Source organism: Neobacillus sp. 204, assembly GCF_046562815.1.
In the GTDB taxonomy this organism is placed as follows: Bacteria; Bacillota; Bacilli; order Bacillales; family Cytobacillaceae; genus Neobacillus.
Genome location: NZ_JBJORY010000010.1, coordinates 19,551 through 35,744, shown reverse-complemented (window position 1 = coordinate 35,744; position 16,194 = coordinate 19,551). Strand labels below are relative to the sequence as shown.

Here is a 16,194-nt window from a genome sequence, read left to right as displayed (position 1 = left end):
TTTAGGTTTAAGTACAACTATATTTAGAACTAAAAGAGGTTTTTGCATGGAATATGATAGAATATTGCATGGCTTAGTGGAGAATGGTGGAAGTTTTAGAAATGCCCCTGTTTTAAAAAAGCAATATGAAAACTTTAGGTCGAAATATTGGAGATGGAGAGCTAAACAAATAGATAAAGCCGAATTGTAAAAGGAGGAATCTTGAATGAATAAAGAGGAATTAACCAATTTTATTAAGAGAAATATGGAATCAGATGATTTTACTGGTGGAGCAGATGAAAAACAGGTTGATTATGTTCAAGATACCCTAGAGTTAGAATTGCCAGAAAGTTATAAGTGGTTTTTAACTAATTATGGATCTGGTGGTTTATTTGGTGTTGATATTTTAGGAGTGGCTAAGTCTAATATAGCTTCTGTTGTTATTGAAACGGAGAGTTATAGGGATTTAGGAATGAGTGAGAATTTAGTAGTTATTGAAGATATAGGGGAATATGCTTATTGTTTAGATACAAGTAATATGGAGAATAAAGAGTGCCCAGTAATAGCGTGGAATAGACAAGGGGGACTTGATGACTACAATACAGCAAAAAATTTTTATGAGTTTTTATCACAAAGGTTATTGGATGCAAAAGAAGCGTGGGAAGAGATCTTTAAGATAGATAAATAGAAAGAAATTATAAATGAGATTAAAGAAAATCAAAAACTCTTGATGGTTGTACCATCAAGGATTTGTATAATGATATTTTGATTATGAAAAAATGTACTATAATTAGGCGAGATAACATTTTAAACTTATGAAGTATTGTTACAGGGTACAAGCCAAAAAATTACGAAATTAAACAGGCTCGTTGTTTTAAAGCTAGAATTTAGTAATGAAAAACTTTATATAGCTAACTATAAAGCACTTGATTGCCTTTTAGGCAACAGGTGTTTTTGTTTTTTTATGAGATATTTATACTTTGGACGACATGAATGAAGCTTGACTGAAATTCATAGCTCGTAAAATTAGGTATTCTTTTCTTAAATAAATTTACTGCGCTAGATTTTGCCTTATATGGTGGATCATTTTTTTGGAATTTTGGCTCATTAATTTTAATGATAGGTGCAGGAATTGGATCCAACTTTATAAAAGAAAAATATAAAGAAGATTAAATGCAGTTATACAAAGAAGTATATTAATATAATCAGCTTTTTCAAGGTTACAAATAACAATTAAACATTAGTTTGGCATGAAGGGCAGAAGCAATTAATTGCTCTGTCCTTCAATTTAATATTCGAAAAATGAAGGAGGGTGTCAAACCAGGAGGTTCAAAATAAACGACATCCTAAACGGAATATGATCTCCATTATTACAATAATCGTGATCACTATAGGTATTATTTTATATCAATTGGCAGACAGATACTTAATTGAACATGTAGCATGGGGGCCTTTTATTTTTCCTTCTGAATCAGTACATATAATATAAAAAATCCCTGCGGATTATTTTACTTAAATTAAGCATTATTTCGAAACTCTTTAAAACGAAATAAATCTTGGTAATCCGTCCAACTCATTTTTCGTTTCAAATATTCACGGAAAGAATAGCAGCTTTTTTCATAAGGTTGCTCATAAAGAAATGAAATAAAGATTTGTAAACGAACTTGTATCATAAAATAATAAGCATTTTTTGTTTTTAACACAGGAATTTCAATAACTTTTATCTTCTGCCCATCAATATTTTTGAACTCTAGGCTCTTACATAACAAAGTATCATCTTCTTTTTACCAATTTGTTGATATTATTATAACTTATTATCGTTGTAAAACTATCTAAATATTAAAATTTGATGAATAATTCAGATTACTATTAGGGATATGATTAAAAGAACCAGACTCCTATTTTAGAATCTGGTTCTTTCAATAGAATAGATATTCAGATATGGGAAGTTACGCCTTCTAAAAGGTGCTTCCCAACGCAGATCATCATTTCTATTATTCTGTTAAGCTAGTCTCATTTTAAAATCTTGATATCCAAATTGCTGCACAATACGACAATCTCCATCTTTAGCTTGAATAGCGATAGCTGGTAATGGCATGCCGTTAAATGTGGTGTTTTTGACCATCGTATAAATCGCCATATCACCGAAAACCAAGCGATCACCGCTCTTTAATGGCTGATCGAAAGAATAATCTCCGATCACATCGCCTGTAAGGCAGGTTTGTCCGCCAAGTCGATAGGTAAATGGCTTCTCGCCAGCTTCTCCTGATCCAAAAAGAGGTGGACGGTAAGGCATTTCTAATACATCAGGCATATGGCAAGTTGCTGAAGTGTCAAGAATCGCAATCTCCATTCCGTTTTGATGTAAATCAAGTACGGAAGTAATGAGATACCCAGCATTTAGAGCAATAGCTTCACCTGGCTCAAGATAGACTTCTAAACCGTATTTATCCTGCATTCTCTTAATACATGCTTCTAGTCTCGGAATATCATAATCTTCTCTTGTAATATGATGACCGCCGCCAAAGTTAATCCATTCCATTTGTGGAAGCCATTCACCAAACTTTTCTTCTACTGCATTAAGAGTCGTTTCTAAGTCGTCAGAGTTTTGCTGACAAAGTGTATGGAAGTGCAGACCAGAAACACCTTCTAGCAAATCGGGACAGAAGTGTTTAATTGTCACACCGAATCTAGAACCTGGTGAACATGGATCATAGATCGCATGCCCAATTTGGGTAGAGCATTCCGGATTGATGCGCAAGCCTATTTTTCTGCCGGCTTGAAGTGCTTTATCTTTAAATTTCTCCAATTGTGAGAAGGAATTAAAGATAATATGATCACAAATCGAGACAATCTCGTCAATCTCATCATCACGATAGGCAGGGGCAAAGACATGATTCTCTTTGCCCATTTCCTCGTAACCTAGCTTCGCTTCGAACAAGCCGCTTGCTGTTGTGCCGCTTAAATATTCACCAATGAGGGGATACATGGTTGTCATCGAAAAAGCTTTTTGTGCTAAAACTATCTTCGCTCCAGTACGTTGCATAACACCGTTCAGAATTTTAAGATTTTTTTTAATTAGCTCTTCATCGACTACATAACACGGTGTTGGTAATTCTTCGAACCGCATTTTATCGAACTAGCTCCGGCACTTTTTTTTCTTCTGGCAATTCATCAACAAGCACAGGATTAAAGTCTTCTACCCATGGAAGTCCCCATTTATTTAATTCTTCCATGAATGGATCTGGATTAAATTCTTCGATATTGAATACGCCTGGTTTATTCCACTTTCCAGTCATTACCATCATGGCGCCAATCATCGCAGGTACGCCTGTAGTATAGGAGATGGCTTGAGAGCCCACTTCTCGGTAGCACTCTTGGTGGTCACAAACATTATAAACGTAATACGTTTTATCTTTTCCGTCTTTTTTCCCTTTGAAGATACAGCCGATGTTCGTTTTTCCAACTGTACGTGGTCCAAGTGAAGCTGGATCTGGTAACATTGCCTTCAAAAATTGAAGTGGAATGATTTGTTTCCCTTCATATTCGATCGGCTCAATGGAAGTCATTCCTACATTTTCAAGACATTTTAGGTGAGTAATGTAGCTTTGCCCAAATGTCATAAAGAAACGGATACGCTTAAGTCCTGGCATGTTTTGCGCAAGAGATTCAAGCTCTTCATGGTAAAGCAAGTACATATCTTTTTGGCCAACTTCAGCGAAGTTATATTCGCGTTTGATTTCCATTGGCTCGGTTTCAATCCATTCACCATTTTCCCAGTATCTTCCGTTCGCAGAAACTTCACGGATATTGATTTCAGGATTAAAGTTTGTCGCAAACGGATAGCCATGGTCTCCACCGTTACAATCAAGAATGTCGATATATTCGATTTCATCAAAATAATGTTTTAGTGCATACGCAGAGAATACACCTGTTACACCTGGGTCAAAGCCGCTGCCTAAAAGAGCTGTAATGCCAGCTTTTTCAAAACGCTCACGGTATTCCCACTGCCATTTGTATTCAAATTTAGCCGTATCTTCTGGCTCATAGTTAGCTGTATCCATATAGTGAGTTTTTGTTGCTAAACAAGCATCCATGATTGTTAAATCCTGATATGGTAAAGCTAAGTTCATGACGATATCTGGTTTTACCTCTTCGATTAATGCAATCAATTCGTCAACATTGTCTGCATCAACTTGTGCTGTTGTAATTTTCGTTTTGCCGCCATCTAATTTGGCCTTTAAATCATCACATTTTGATTTTGTTCGGCTAGCGATACAAATTTCTTCAAATACCTCACTGTTTTGAACACATTTATGGATGGCTACTGATGCCACTCCACCACAACCAATTATAAGAGCTTTTCCCATTTTCTTATCTCCTAACTTAATAGAATTTTGACAAAGCAAAGAGGAATTCCATAACAATATAACGATGATCGAACGATGAAGACGAATGTCATAACCTCTTAAATAACGTTTGAAACACAACAAAAAAAGCAAGTGCATAACGCATAATCGCGCACAACACTTGCTTTAGATATAATATCAATATTAAAAAGCATATTTATACCGTAATAGAAATCATATCGTACTACGATAAAGGTCCTTGAACAATAAGTAAGGAAGCTTTATAATATTCAAAATATATCATAATAGGATCAGAGTCTATATAGCAAATAATTACTTTTACTACTCTTATTGACCGTTTCACAAGTTGTGTGCATATATGCACTGGTTGTAAAGTAACCAACTTATAAAATTTGAGCTTTTAACTCAATCAATAAGGCAACTAAAGTTGCCATTCGGCATTTGACCCGGCTGTCCGTATGGCCTTAACTTCTTGAAGGAAGTGGTCAAAAATTATCTGCATGGAAAGATCCAGACATATTGAATAATAGCTTTCCAATTTACGCTCTTATTATATTATCAGCAACTATTATAAATAGCAACAAGAAATTTGAAAAAGATTGTCGGAAAATCTTTCTAGTAGATGCTTGCCACGGGGAGCATCGAAAAACGGAAATTAACTGCATAAATAAACAATCAAAAGAGGGACGGTATGGGCATCCGAACCGTCTTTTTATCATACTGTTTTTCAAGTTTGACGTTATACTTACAATTTAAGAAAAATATAAGTATTAATAACTGTTTTCCATCAAGTGTAAGGGGAAAATATGAAAGAGAGAGAATTAATGTACGAGGAGGTTTTATATGAAAAAGATTTTTGCTTTATAATTACTGTCAGTTTAATTTTAGGTTAATTTACATTTGGAGATCAAACTTCGGCTTCTGTAACATATAGGGACGATTATACTTTTGGGATAATTGAAATGAAATTACTTACCCATTTAGTTAGAACACAGAGTGCTTACTCTAGTACAAGCAAAACAAATATAATCAATAATACAAAATCTGGAGATGTAATTCAGTTTAAGAAAGCTGGGGCTGATCGGTACTCACACACAATATAGGTTTTTGAAAAACAAAGTAGTAACCTTCTACTTTCTGGACATACAGATAATTACCTGAAAAGAAGTTTCAATGATATAACAGCCTATTCGACATATAGAGTAATAAAGATGTAGTAGGAAGGAGAATTATCATTAATAAGAAAATATTAGCTGGATTAATTGTAATTGTTCTGATTATTATTCTGTATTCTTCAATAACGATATTCTCATATGAGAAATCAAAAAAATTTATGGGCTTTCCTGTTCCTAAAAACGCTGATTTACTTAAGAAAAACGCTGAGTTCAAAGAATATAAATGGTCTCCAGCTTCTGAAGAAAATGGTATTCCTTTAAGATATCGCATAGTAATTAACTTAAGTGGTTGGAAAAAAAAGGAGCAAGAGGGTAGTTTAACAGTTTATGAAAAAAACAATCATATTTGTCTATTGGTTTAAGCCAAACTCCAAAAAAATAACCAAGGTTTCTACGGAATTAGATAAACCCCCGAATTTAGAATATAGATTCCGGGGTTTTTATTCTCGTTTAATTGTGGATTGTCATTATAAATTCTTAGAGATGGCAAGGAACCCTATTTTTAGAAAAAATGCGTCAAAAGGTAAAAATAATACACGATTTTCTACAAGTTTAACATATTCCAAACGATGTTTACTCTATTACACTATATTCAACTATTGTAGCGGTTTGCCTATGAATAAAGACTCAACAAAAAGAGGCGTGAAATGATGAACCTATTTAACCTTATTCATTTAGATCATCCTAGACTTATCGATGTAAAAGAGGCAGTCAGACGAAAACAACCTGAGGAATCCCTTCGTCTATTAAAAGACTATTATATGAAAATGGAAGATTCGAAGCTTTCTTTTAACGATCTTGAAAAAGAAAGCTTAATAGAGTATGCAAACATTCACTTTCAAGAAGAAATTGACCGTGTGACGAAGGTTGCTGAACAAGTAGTGAATCAATCATTCATTTTTCAAGAAGCATGGGATATGGAGCGGACAAACGTCCCTGTTACATTTGAAGGAAAAATCGATTGGAATCATATCCCTTTCGAAGATCCAGAGTGGACATATATGTTAAACAGACACCGCTATTTTATTCCTCTTGGTCAGGCCTATTTAGTAACAGGAGATGAAAGGTATGCCCATACGTTTTGTGAACATCTCTCAGACTGGATCGACTCGAACCCTCCAAAATCATCCACACATACATGGCGAACGATAGAAGCAGGTTTGCGGGCTAGCAATTGGATTAAAGCATTTTACTATTTTAAAAACAGTATCCATTTTACCCCTAAGTTGTTTGGGAAGATGATCGGATCCTTGTATGAACATGGACAATGTTTAGCAGATGATTTCACCAATTGGAAATCGATTAGTAATTGGGGTGTGATTGAAAGCAAAGGTTTATTTGAACTAGCAATCTTCGCATCCGAGTTTTTAGAAGCGAATAAATGGCAGCGGTTAAGCCTTGAACGACTAAAGAAAACAGCTCGGCTTCAAGTCATGAAAGATGGTATGCACTGGGAACAGTCTCCCATGTATCATAATGAAGTCCTTTTATGTTATTTAGAAGCGGTTCATCTTGGTAAAGATAATGAGATTGAAATCGATAAATTAATCATCGAGGCAGCGAGGAAAATGGCATTTGCAGACCTTTACATGGCTAAACCCAATCATCATCAGCCGATGAAGGGTGATAGTGATGATTTTGACCTGAGAGATATCATCACAACGGCTGCAATCGTTTTTAAAGATCCTTGCTTAAAGTTGGGAGGATTCTCATCCATTGATTTTGACAATATGTGGTCATTTGGTGTAAATGGAATCAACTTATATAACCATTTACCTGTTGAAAAACCAAAGAATATTTCCTGTGGATTTGAGGATACTGGCAACTTCTTCATGCGGTCAGGCTGGGACGAGAATGATTTATATCTATATTTTCATTGCGGGCAGCTAGGGGGCGGGCATGGGCACGCAGATCTTCTTCATATAGATGTCCATGCATTCGGTATAGACTTTCTAATAGACCTTGGAAGATATAATTACAGCGACAGCTATCCATTAAGAAAAGAATTGAAAAGGGCCCATTCCCATAATACAACACTCGTTGATGGAATCGACTTTACGGAGTGTTTAGACACATGGAACTTTGGCCGAATTGCCGCACCGATTGCGACGAAATGGGTTAGTGAAGAAGCAGTTGATTACGTTGAAGGCAGCCACAACGGGTACTTCCATTTAGAGGATCCGGTTTATGTCAGTAGAAAAATTATTTTTGTAAAGCCGTATTATTGGCTACTTATCGATGTGTTTGAATGTAAAGGGGAACACAGCTTTTCGCAAAACTTTCACTTTGCACCTGGAGAAATAGTATTAAATGAAGATATAATAAGCTCCTCCACACAAAATATGGATGAAGCAAACCTATATCTCATTCCAATTTACTCGAATCAAATAACAGCTGCAATCAAGGAAGGTAATATTTCATATGAATATAATTTAGTTGAACAGAACAAAAGTGTTCAATATGAATTAAAGTCTATAGGCACAACAGCTATGATGCAACTGATTTACCCATGTAGAGCTGGTGATCAGTCGATGCCAACTGTTACCACCGTTAAAGTGCATGATTTGTTGGGAGATGTAGTAAGTGAAAATGATGCACAAGCGTGTAAAATATGTTTGCCACATATAAATGAAGAGCACTTGATTATCGTTTGTCATCAAAAGCCTTCACAGCACCGAATGTCGTATGTTGTTGATGGAACACAAATATTTGGTGAAATCGTTCTAATCAAACGAAAAAATGGCCGAGAAGAGGTTATCGTTGTGAAGTAGGATGAAAGGGATACTTCCTTTTAGCTAAGGATTTTTTAAAAAAGTAAAAAACCCTCACATTTAGGGAAAAATTTTACACAGCTTGATGGAATGGTTGAAGCTATAATGACAGTATATTTTTTTGAGTTCTATAAAAAGGAGATACCTGCCATGTCAACTGTTATTGCAGAAGGGATTAAACAGCTTGAGAAGTTTACTAATAACCCTGGTTTAACAAAAGAACAGGTTGAAAGAGCGTTATACCAAGCCATTCGAAAAGTGGAAGAAAGTCTTGACCGTTTCAAGGATACGTTTCCGGATGCGGCAAGTGTCAACAATGTGTATCAACCGGTTAAAAATGATCATGAATGGACACAGGGCTTTTGGACAGGAATGATTTGGCTTTCCTACGATATGACTGGGGATGAAAAGTTTCGTGAGGTGGCTGAGATCCAAGTGGAAACCTTTCGTAAAAGAATCGATGAGCGATTAGGGCTAAACCACCATGATTTGGGGTTTCTTTATACACTTTCATGCGTAGCCGCTTACAAGCTGACAGGAAATACAGAGGCAAAAAACATTGCTCTTAAGGCTGCAGATGCATTAATGGAGCGCTTTAGTGAAAAGGGTGAATTTATCCAAGCGTGGGGGGATCTGAATGCTCCTGATAACTATCGATTGATTATCGATTGCTACTTGAATTTACCGCTGCTTTTTTGGGCGAGTGAAGTAACGGGCGACGGGCGTTACTATGAAGCCGCTTATAAACATGCCAAAACCGCTATGCATGTCGTAGTCAGAGACGATGCGTCGACGTTCCATACGTATTATTTTGATCGGGAAACAGGGGAACCCACAAAAGGAGTGACGGCTCAAGGGTATTCAGACGATTCTTGTTGGTCCCGCGGTCAAGCCTGGGGTGTATACGGATTCCCTTTAAGTTACATGTATACAAAAGATGAGCGCTTCATGGAAATGTATCAAAAAGTGACCCAATATTTCCTCAATAGACTGCCGGAGGATTACATTCCTTACTGGGATCTTATTTTTACAAAAGGTGATCAATATCGTGATACATCGGCTGCAAGTATTGCCATTTGCGGACTATTGGAAGCGGATAAATGGATTCCGGCTGATCATCCACTGAAAAAAATCTATCGCAATGCCGCGCTGCATATGTTGAAATCGTTAATTGAAAACTATACGACCATCGATCATCCTGAATCAAATGGCCTGCTTTTACACGCAGTTTACAGTATTCCGCATAATGGCGGTGTTGATGAATGTAACATCTGGGGCGATTATTACTATATGGAGGCATTAGTAAGGGTGCTTAAAGACTGGGAGCTTTATTGGTAGATTCAACATACTAGTGAAAAAAATAAAAAAGACGACTATGAACTGGACTGTTAGATGAATAATCTAGCAGTTTTTTATTAGTGCTTATGAACTGGTAAGGAGAAAAGCAGAATGGTAAAAATAGTAGCATTATTAGGAGATTACTGGCATGATCGTGACGATGCAAAGACTGGATTAGAAGCAGCCCTTTCAAGACTACCTTACAAAGAAGAAATTGACCTTCAATATGTTACATATGAAGAATTTTCACAAGTGCTCGATGGTAAACCGGACTTATTTATCAATGCAAAAATGGCCCAGCTAAATCCAATGGATGAACAGGTGATTACTTGGTTAACAGAGGATTTGGATAATAAGTTAGTAAACTACATCAAAGAGGGGGGAAGTATCCTGGCTTGGCATGCCGGTATGGCTGGATATTCAAGTGAGTCCAACTACATAAAAATGCTAGGGGGTTATTTTGTCTATCATCCACTAGGACTGCAAAATGTTACTTACATTTTGAAGGGAAATGAAAAAAGTGAAGACAATACATTTTCCCTTTCCGATGAGCATTATTTTGTTCATTGTGATGCAGCAAATACAGAAGTGGATCTTTGGAGTAATGGTGTCGATGGAGATTCTATCTCAGGATGGAAGCATTCCTATGGAAATGGGAAGATCTGCTGCTTTACCCCGGGTCATACGAGAGAAGGAATGCTAAATAAAAAGATTTCCAGTTTGTTAGCAGAAAAAATTAATTGGTTGTTAAATAAATCCCTTTGATTCATCAAAATAATGCACTATCTCCTCAAAATAATGCACAGAAAAAACCAAATAGACGCAATATAATTTAAATTAAATAATTCGGGTATCATCTGCCCAAGCTTGTACATCGATGCCAAGAAAGAAGAATAGTCTCGAATTTGATTGGGAGGAAGGCGTGCCTATTCAAATATCGCTAAAGAGAGGATCGTATGGAGTCCCATGGACCCAGACGGTTAAAAATACTAAATGGAGTGGGGGATTCATATGCAAAGCAACTTATTCAGCCGGATGTTGCCCGCCCCAAAAAATGGAGGATTTAGGCTTAAAGATTACTGGGTTTGGTGCGGGTCTGTCGTAAAAGGGGAGGACGGGCGCTTCCACATGTTTGCCTCTAGATGGCCTAAATCTTTACCCATGCACCCCGGATGGCTGATAGCTTCCGAAGTGGTTCGCGCCGTTGCAGATCTGCCGGAGGGGCCTTATGAATTCCAGGAAGTAGTGTTTCCTGCCAGAGGAGCAGAGTATTGGGACGGACGAACTACTCATAATCCGCATATTACGAAACATGCGGATACATATATCCTGTACTATATGGGATCGACACATCCTTTCCCAGATGTGGCTCCTGATGAGGAATTGGCACTCCATGATCCAAGAGTGATCGTTGGACGTGCAAATAAACGAGTCGGAATCGCGACTTCCAAAAGTGTGTTTGGTCCATGGAAGAGACTGGATGAACCACTTTTGCTGCCGCGCCCTGGTAAATATGACAGTTACTTTACATCTAATCCTGCACCCTGCGTTCACGAAGATGGATCGGTACTTCTCATCTATAAATCAAGAAGCTATCAGGGATATAAACACAGCTACCACATGTCATTAGGCGTTGCTTGGGCACCTCATTATCTTGAGGAATACTCTCGTTTTGGCCCGATCTTTTCATCAGATAAAATTCATCTTGAAGATCCATTTATTTGGAAAACCAAAGATGGATACGAATTAATCGCAAAGGATATGGAAGGGAATATTTGTCACGAGGAGCACGGCGGTATCCATGCCTTTTCGAAAGACGGAGTAGATTGGACCGTATTTGAAAATCCGAAAGCCTATTCCCGTAAAGTATTGTGGGATGATGGAAGTGTACAAACTATGGGAAGTTTTGAGCGGCCATTTTTATTGTTCCAGGATGGACAGCCGACGCATCTTTTTGCCGCTACAGCTGATGGACCCGGCGGATTTGAAAAAGCGACGGAAACATGGAACATGGTAATTCCACTTAAAGCAGATTAAACCAACATGCCACATTATGAGGAGTGAACTAAGAACGAATCTTTTATGGTGTAAACAGCATAGGTAGCAAAGATTTCCAGAACTATCCTATAATACCTATCAAAAGCCGGTATATCCGGATTCAGTCATGGGGAAATACAACAACAGTAAATAAATACAGCGTTAAGTATCGATGGCATGATAGTGAGATCAGTGAGATTGAATTATATGGTCCGTTAGAAGATGGGAAATAGTATTAAACAATTTTTAAAAAGGGAATGGCATACCATTTGGAATATCCCATTCCTTCTGCTGCTGTTAAATGAACTGTTAGATATTTAGTCTAGCAGTTTTTATATTGGGGTCTGGATTTTACAAGGGCAGCGAGAAAAGAAAAAGAATCAAAATAATGCACAACCTTCTCAAAAAAGTGCACAGAAGAAACGGAATAAACAGAATATAATTTAAACTAAATCTATTAAGCAGGGGTGGTTATATGAAAAAACGCAAGAAAGTTTTTTCAATGTGTTTAGCTTTTTTAATGGCATCTGGAACATTGATAGAAGGTGCCATGCCTGTTTTTGCATCAACTGATGCAAATAATGAATATTCCTCGATTAATCAACTAGAACAACAGTCTTCTTCACCATTTCTTATCAACCCGTCCTACGTGAACATCGATTTCAGCCAATATGATTTGCAAGTTAATAACAATGTTACTACGGTGGATTCCCGATTTTTAGGAACAGTAACTACCACGGCCGGTTCGAACAGCACAGGTCTTACCACCGACGGAGAACGCAAAGTATTTTATTTGGAAGCTGCCGGAAGCAGCGTAAGCACTTATAAAGGCGGTATTAATAAAACGGACCGGTTCGGTATCCAAACCCGGCTGAAATTTAACAATACGAATTCTAAGAGAGGCATCTTCGAGATGAAGAGTATGACCCCGCCGTCAGGGTCCCTAGCTTGGCCGACGCTGATTGTTTTTGATGAGTTTGGAAAGATCAAAGACTATAAAGGGAATGTTCTTGGTTCTTATACAGCGGATCAATGGTATGACATCGTTGTTGATCTTGACAGCCCCAACCATCGTTACAGTGTCTGGATCAATGGTGAGCTGAAAATCAATAATCTTGATTTGGGCAATTGGGTCGGAGTATACCAAAATAAACTCATTCAAAATAAAAATGCGAGCAATATACCAAGCCAGATGATGGTAGAGTATATGAAAGTTGGGAATATCGTTCCTCCACTTCAAGATATTATTGTCTCTGACATCACGGTAGATAAAGGCAGGGCCGCGATTTTATCCGGCCAGATGGTTCCCGAGGAGGCTTATGTAGAAAAAGTAAACTGGACATCCTCGAATCCCGATGTCGCGAAAGTAGTGGGTAACGGACTGTTAGCATTGCAAACGGGTGTGGCAACGATTACGGTGACCGAACAAGCATCCGGCTTAAGCAAGTCTTTCCAAGTAACGGTAAAAGAGCCGGATCATATTTGGAATTCTCATAGTATCAGTAACCCAGATCTGGCAGCGGTTCTGACATCATCGTACCGGCCCGAGCTTAATTACAGCTTCGACCAAATCATGACTGCTAATCCCGATCTCCAAAAATACGTAGATATGAATGAAAGCACTTTCATTCAGGAGGTCATGGATGCATCTGCCAAGATAAACATTCCAGATAACCATACCAAGTTTGAACGATATGCGAGATATTTCGCACAGCTGTATAAGCTTACAAATGACAATAAATATGCTAGAAAGGCTGCCCTCATCCTTTATTATCAGGCGCAGGATTATCCCCGTATTGTGGTAAACAAAAACTATAGCGATTTTTGGGGAGGAAATTATCAATTTCCGCAGGATGCAGTCTACACTTATGGCGCGCTTTTTGACATGAATATATGGGGAGAGCTTGACCCTGATGTTTCCGCAGCAGAGGTTAAGCAAACCATCGAAGAGCTTTGGCTCAAACCAGGCGCCTACGAATGTATCAGACTCATGAACAGCATGCCTTTGAATAATATCACGCCATATGGCGGCAGATCCTCTGCCGTTACGGCCATGCTTTTAAATGACCCGGTGTTGATCCGGGAAGTCATTGACCTCTATGACCGTCTACTTTCGAGCGACCATTATCTTTTCGACAGTATGTGGTATGAAGAAACCACCAGCTACGGAGATCAGGTAGCTAATAATGTTAAGACGACCGTGGATGTGCTAAAAGACTGGACCGATCCTGATGGATATCAAGATAACAAATTCGGACTAAAGCTGGATAAGACTGATCTCAGCTCGAGGTGGCCATTATTGCAAATGACCCTTGGCTTTGGAACCGAGAAGCTGATTTATCCAGACGGGAAAGCGATTCCAGTTAATGATACTTACGGTAAAACCGGAGATCCACAACCACTGCCCATGGTCAGCAAGGGGTTGAAAAACATAGAATTGCCGGGTCTTGGATATTTTGGCCTGTTCCAGGGTGATTTGAATGAGGCCACCCATGCCGGGTTGCTGTTTCAGCCTACTGGATTGGGTTTTAGCGGCGGTCATACTCATACCAACTTTTTATCTCTCGATCTTTGGGGCGGTGGAGTCGAAATGCTTCCGTATACAGGCTATCTTAATAGAACCAGCTATGCGGATGGAAGCGGGCCAACATTGCGTTATCCTTCTATGCGGCCGCTTTGGAGAAATACGCCGTGGGTATGGAGGCAGGATGGAGCCAATACGGTATCGACAGGAGAGTGGCAAAAACCGGAGCTGCTGGCTTACGACTCCGGAGTTGCGAACGGAAAAAAGGTGCAGCTCGTGGAAGCTTCCGATCCTGGTCCGGAAGGAAAAGGGGCAGAAATCAATAGAAGATTAATCATGCTTGTCAATTTGGGGGGGAACCGCAACTATACCTTTGACTTGACCCGCATGAAAGGCGGACAGGCGCACGAAATTTATCAGCGTGGCTCAGAATTGGAAAATATGGATGTTCAGGTTGAAGGAGCCCAGCTCACGGATACCGGAAAAGCCAATTTACAAGACTATTTGACTAGTATCAACAGTACGCAGGGCTTTTCCACTGACAGGAATCTTTTATTAGATCCGAAAGCCGGTTCTGGAGATGACAGCTTCTCTTTTACATGGACAGGACAACAAACAAGATCATCCATTCACACCTTTATGAATGGGGTGAGTGGTTCCGACATATTTTTATCGGAGATTCCAACGGCAAGAAAAATTGAAACAAAAGCAGATGAAAAGAAGTATTTGACACCTCATCTTGTAAGAAGACACCTTGTATCTGACAGCAATGAAATTACAGAGTATGGGGCTGTCCATGAAATATTTAGTAAAGATCAACAAGGCAAAATCAATAATGTAGAATGGGTCAAACCAGAAGATGGAGACCCAATGACGAATATTGCCGTTGTCAAAACCGATAACTATGTAGATATCATCTATACAAGCAACGATCTTAAAGAGCGAAGCTACGATGAAATTACGTTTGCAGGAAAGATTGCGGTCGCAAGAAAAGATGCCTCAACAGGAAAACTTGTGTATTCCTACGTTTATGGATCTGGGAAAGTGTTAGACAAGGATCTGAAGTTGAATGGTATTGAAACACAAGAGCTGGAGATTACGGGCACAACGACAGCTTCTACCAATCTTGGAATTGATCCGGCTGAAAGAGAAAATACGGTTACCGTCAAGGGGAAAATTGAAAATTCAAGCAAATTAAGGGGACGATGGCTACAAACCAGATTTGGGGATGGATCTGGATATGGCATGAAGATAAAGGACTTAAAAGAGATTGGCGATTCTACAGTTATTACCGTGGAGCAATTAACGCCATTCAGACTGACAGGGGAAGTTGTCGAAACGTTATTTTATCCGAAAATTTCGATTCCAGGAAAAGCATATGTTGTCATAAATGAATCGGAATTTGTGACACCACCCGAGATTGCGACCCATGCTCCGTCAATGATACTGCAGTCAGAAAAAGCGGAAATAAGCGTCAATGTGAATGATATCGGCGGTGGGATTGAGAATACGACGGTCACATTGGATGGGAAACAAGCTGAGAATCCGTTAGTTATCGAACCAATTTCGCTTTCTATTGGCAGCCACACGATTGGCGTGACGGTTTTTGATCGAGAAGGGAATCAATTTTCAAAGGAGTACACCTTTACGGTTACAATCGATGCAGATCATTTGGATGATGTAATCCGTGCTGCAGGCGACAAAGGCTTGGTCCCGAATATAGGTGTTCTGCAAAGCCTGCTTTCTAAAGCTTGGAACTTGGAAGCGCTGCAGAATGAGGTCGGAGCCCAATCAGGAAAGTATATAGACAAGGGATTTGCCATCCTGCTTCTGAAAGATATCGAGTACTTGAAGGGGCATGAATAAAACTGTCATATTTAACTATGACGCTTTATATGAATCAAGCTTAAGTAAATATACCAATAAAGAGAGTATGAAAATTGGATGAACAGGAATTTTCATACTCTTTGATTTTATCCGATATGGTAAGACGTATCCCA

11 protein-coding genes are annotated in these 16,194 nt (G+C 38.6%); 8 read left to right on the top strand and 3 right to left on the bottom strand.

Going from position 1 to position 16,194, the window contains the following annotated elements:
• Nucleotides 1-46: 46 nt before the first annotated feature.
• Together ACJ004_RS20210 and ACJ004_RS20205 are read left to right on the top strand one after the other, a co-directional pair.
• On the top strand, nt 47-190 hold the full coding sequence (locus tag ACJ004_RS20210; protein WP_410894939.1) for an HNH/ENDO VII family nuclease: 144 nt from the start codon (nt 47-49) through the stop codon (nt 188-190).
• 15 nt (nt 191-205) lie between these two features.
• Nucleotides 206-667, top strand: coding sequence for an SMI1/KNR4 family protein (locus tag ACJ004_RS20205; protein WP_410894938.1), 462 nt, complete (start codon nt 206-208; stop codon nt 665-667).
• 829 nt (nt 668-1,496) lie between these two features.
• Here the strand turns inward: ACJ004_RS20205 and ACJ004_RS20200 are convergent.
• The 3 genes from ACJ004_RS20200 to ACJ004_RS20190 all read right to left on the bottom strand — a co-directional run bounded on the left by ACJ004_RS20200 (nt 1,497) and on the right by ACJ004_RS20190 (nt 4,349).
• Nucleotides 1,497-1,748, bottom strand: coding sequence for a DUF2535 family protein (locus ACJ004_RS20200; RefSeq protein ID WP_410894937.1), 252 nt, complete (start codon nt 1,746-1,748; stop codon nt 1,497-1,499).
• A 233-nt stretch (nt 1,749-1,981) separates the two neighbouring features.
• Nucleotides 1,982-3,109, bottom strand: coding sequence for a carboxynorspermidine decarboxylase (nspC, locus tag ACJ004_RS20195; protein WP_410894936.1), 1,128 nt, complete (start codon nt 3,107-3,109; stop codon nt 1,982-1,984).
• Between the two features lies 1 nt (nt 3,110).
• Nucleotides 3,111-4,349: a saccharopine dehydrogenase family protein gene (locus tag ACJ004_RS20190; RefSeq protein ID WP_410894935.1), complete on the bottom strand. Its 1,239-nt coding sequence runs from the start codon at nt 4,347-4,349 to the stop codon at nt 3,111-3,113.
• A 1,333-nt stretch (nt 4,350-5,682) separates the two neighbouring features.
• Between ACJ004_RS20190 and ACJ004_RS20185 the strand changes: the two genes are divergently transcribed.
• The 6 genes from ACJ004_RS20185 (at nt 5,683) to ACJ004_RS20160 (ending at nt 16,060) form a co-directional block, all read left to right on the top strand.
• Nucleotides 5,683-5,886 carry a hypothetical protein gene (locus ACJ004_RS20185; protein ID WP_410894934.1) on the top strand — a complete coding sequence of 68 codons (204 nt, stop codon included), beginning with the start codon at nt 5,683-5,685 and terminating at the stop codon, nt 5,884-5,886.
• A 288-nt stretch (nt 5,887-6,174) separates the two neighbouring features.
• Complete coding sequence (locus ACJ004_RS20180; RefSeq protein ID WP_410894933.1) at nt 6,175-8,295, top strand: alginate lyase family protein; 2,121 nt, start codon at nt 6,175-6,177, stop codon at nt 8,293-8,295.
• A gap of 150 nt (nt 8,296-8,445) precedes the next feature.
• Nucleotides 8,446-9,633 carry a glycoside hydrolase family 88 protein gene (locus tag ACJ004_RS20175; RefSeq protein WP_410894932.1) on the top strand — a complete coding sequence of 396 codons (1,188 nt, stop codon included), beginning with the start codon at nt 8,446-8,448 and terminating at the stop codon, nt 9,631-9,633.
• Between the two features lie 111 nt (nt 9,634-9,744).
• Complete coding sequence (locus tag ACJ004_RS20170) at nt 9,745-10,398, top strand: ThuA domain-containing protein (RefSeq protein ID WP_410894931.1); 654 nt, start codon at nt 9,745-9,747, stop codon at nt 10,396-10,398.
• Nucleotides 10,399-10,644: 246 nt separating this feature from the next.
• On the top strand, nt 10,645-11,670 hold the full coding sequence (locus ACJ004_RS20165; protein WP_410894930.1) for a glycoside hydrolase family protein: 1,026 nt from the start codon (nt 10,645-10,647) through the stop codon (nt 11,668-11,670).
• A 475-nt stretch (nt 11,671-12,145) separates the two neighbouring features.
• Nucleotides 12,146-16,060: an Ig-like domain-containing protein gene (locus tag ACJ004_RS20160; RefSeq protein ID WP_410894929.1), complete on the top strand. Its 3,915-nt coding sequence runs from the start codon at nt 12,146-12,148 to the stop codon at nt 16,058-16,060.
• The last annotated feature ends 134 nt before the right edge of the window (nt 16,061-16,194 follow it).

What these genes read in the sequence shown, in the direction of transcription:
- ACJ004_RS20210 (WP_410894939.1), top strand. Translation starts at nt 47, where the DNA reads ATGGAATATGATAGAATATTGCATGGCTTAGTGGAGAATGGTGGAAGT.
- ACJ004_RS20205 (WP_410894938.1), top strand. Translation starts at nt 206, where the DNA reads ATGAATAAAGAGGAATTAACCAATTTTATTAAGAGAAATATGGAATCA.
- nspC (WP_410894936.1), bottom strand. Translation starts at nt 3,109, where the DNA reads ATGCGGTTCGAAGAATTACCAACACCGTGTTATGTAGTCGATGAAGAG.
- ACJ004_RS20190 (WP_410894935.1), bottom strand. Translation starts at nt 4,349, where the DNA reads ATGGGAAAAGCTCTTATAATTGGTTGTGGTGGAGTGGCATCAGTAGCC.
- ACJ004_RS20185 (WP_410894934.1), top strand. Translation starts at nt 5,683, where the DNA reads ATGGGCTTTCCTGTTCCTAAAAACGCTGATTTACTTAAGAAAAACGCT.
- ACJ004_RS20180 (WP_410894933.1), top strand. Translation starts at nt 6,175, where the DNA reads ATGAACCTATTTAACCTTATTCATTTAGATCATCCTAGACTTATCGAT.
- ACJ004_RS20175 (WP_410894932.1), top strand. Translation starts at nt 8,446, where the DNA reads ATGTCAACTGTTATTGCAGAAGGGATTAAACAGCTTGAGAAGTTTACT.
- ACJ004_RS20170 (WP_410894931.1), top strand. Translation starts at nt 9,745, where the DNA reads ATGGTAAAAATAGTAGCATTATTAGGAGATTACTGGCATGATCGTGAC.
- ACJ004_RS20165 (WP_410894930.1), top strand. Translation starts at nt 10,645, where the DNA reads ATGCAAAGCAACTTATTCAGCCGGATGTTGCCCGCCCCAAAAAATGGA.
- ACJ004_RS20160 (WP_410894929.1), top strand. Translation starts at nt 12,146, where the DNA reads ATGAAAAAACGCAAGAAAGTTTTTTCAATGTGTTTAGCTTTTTTAATG.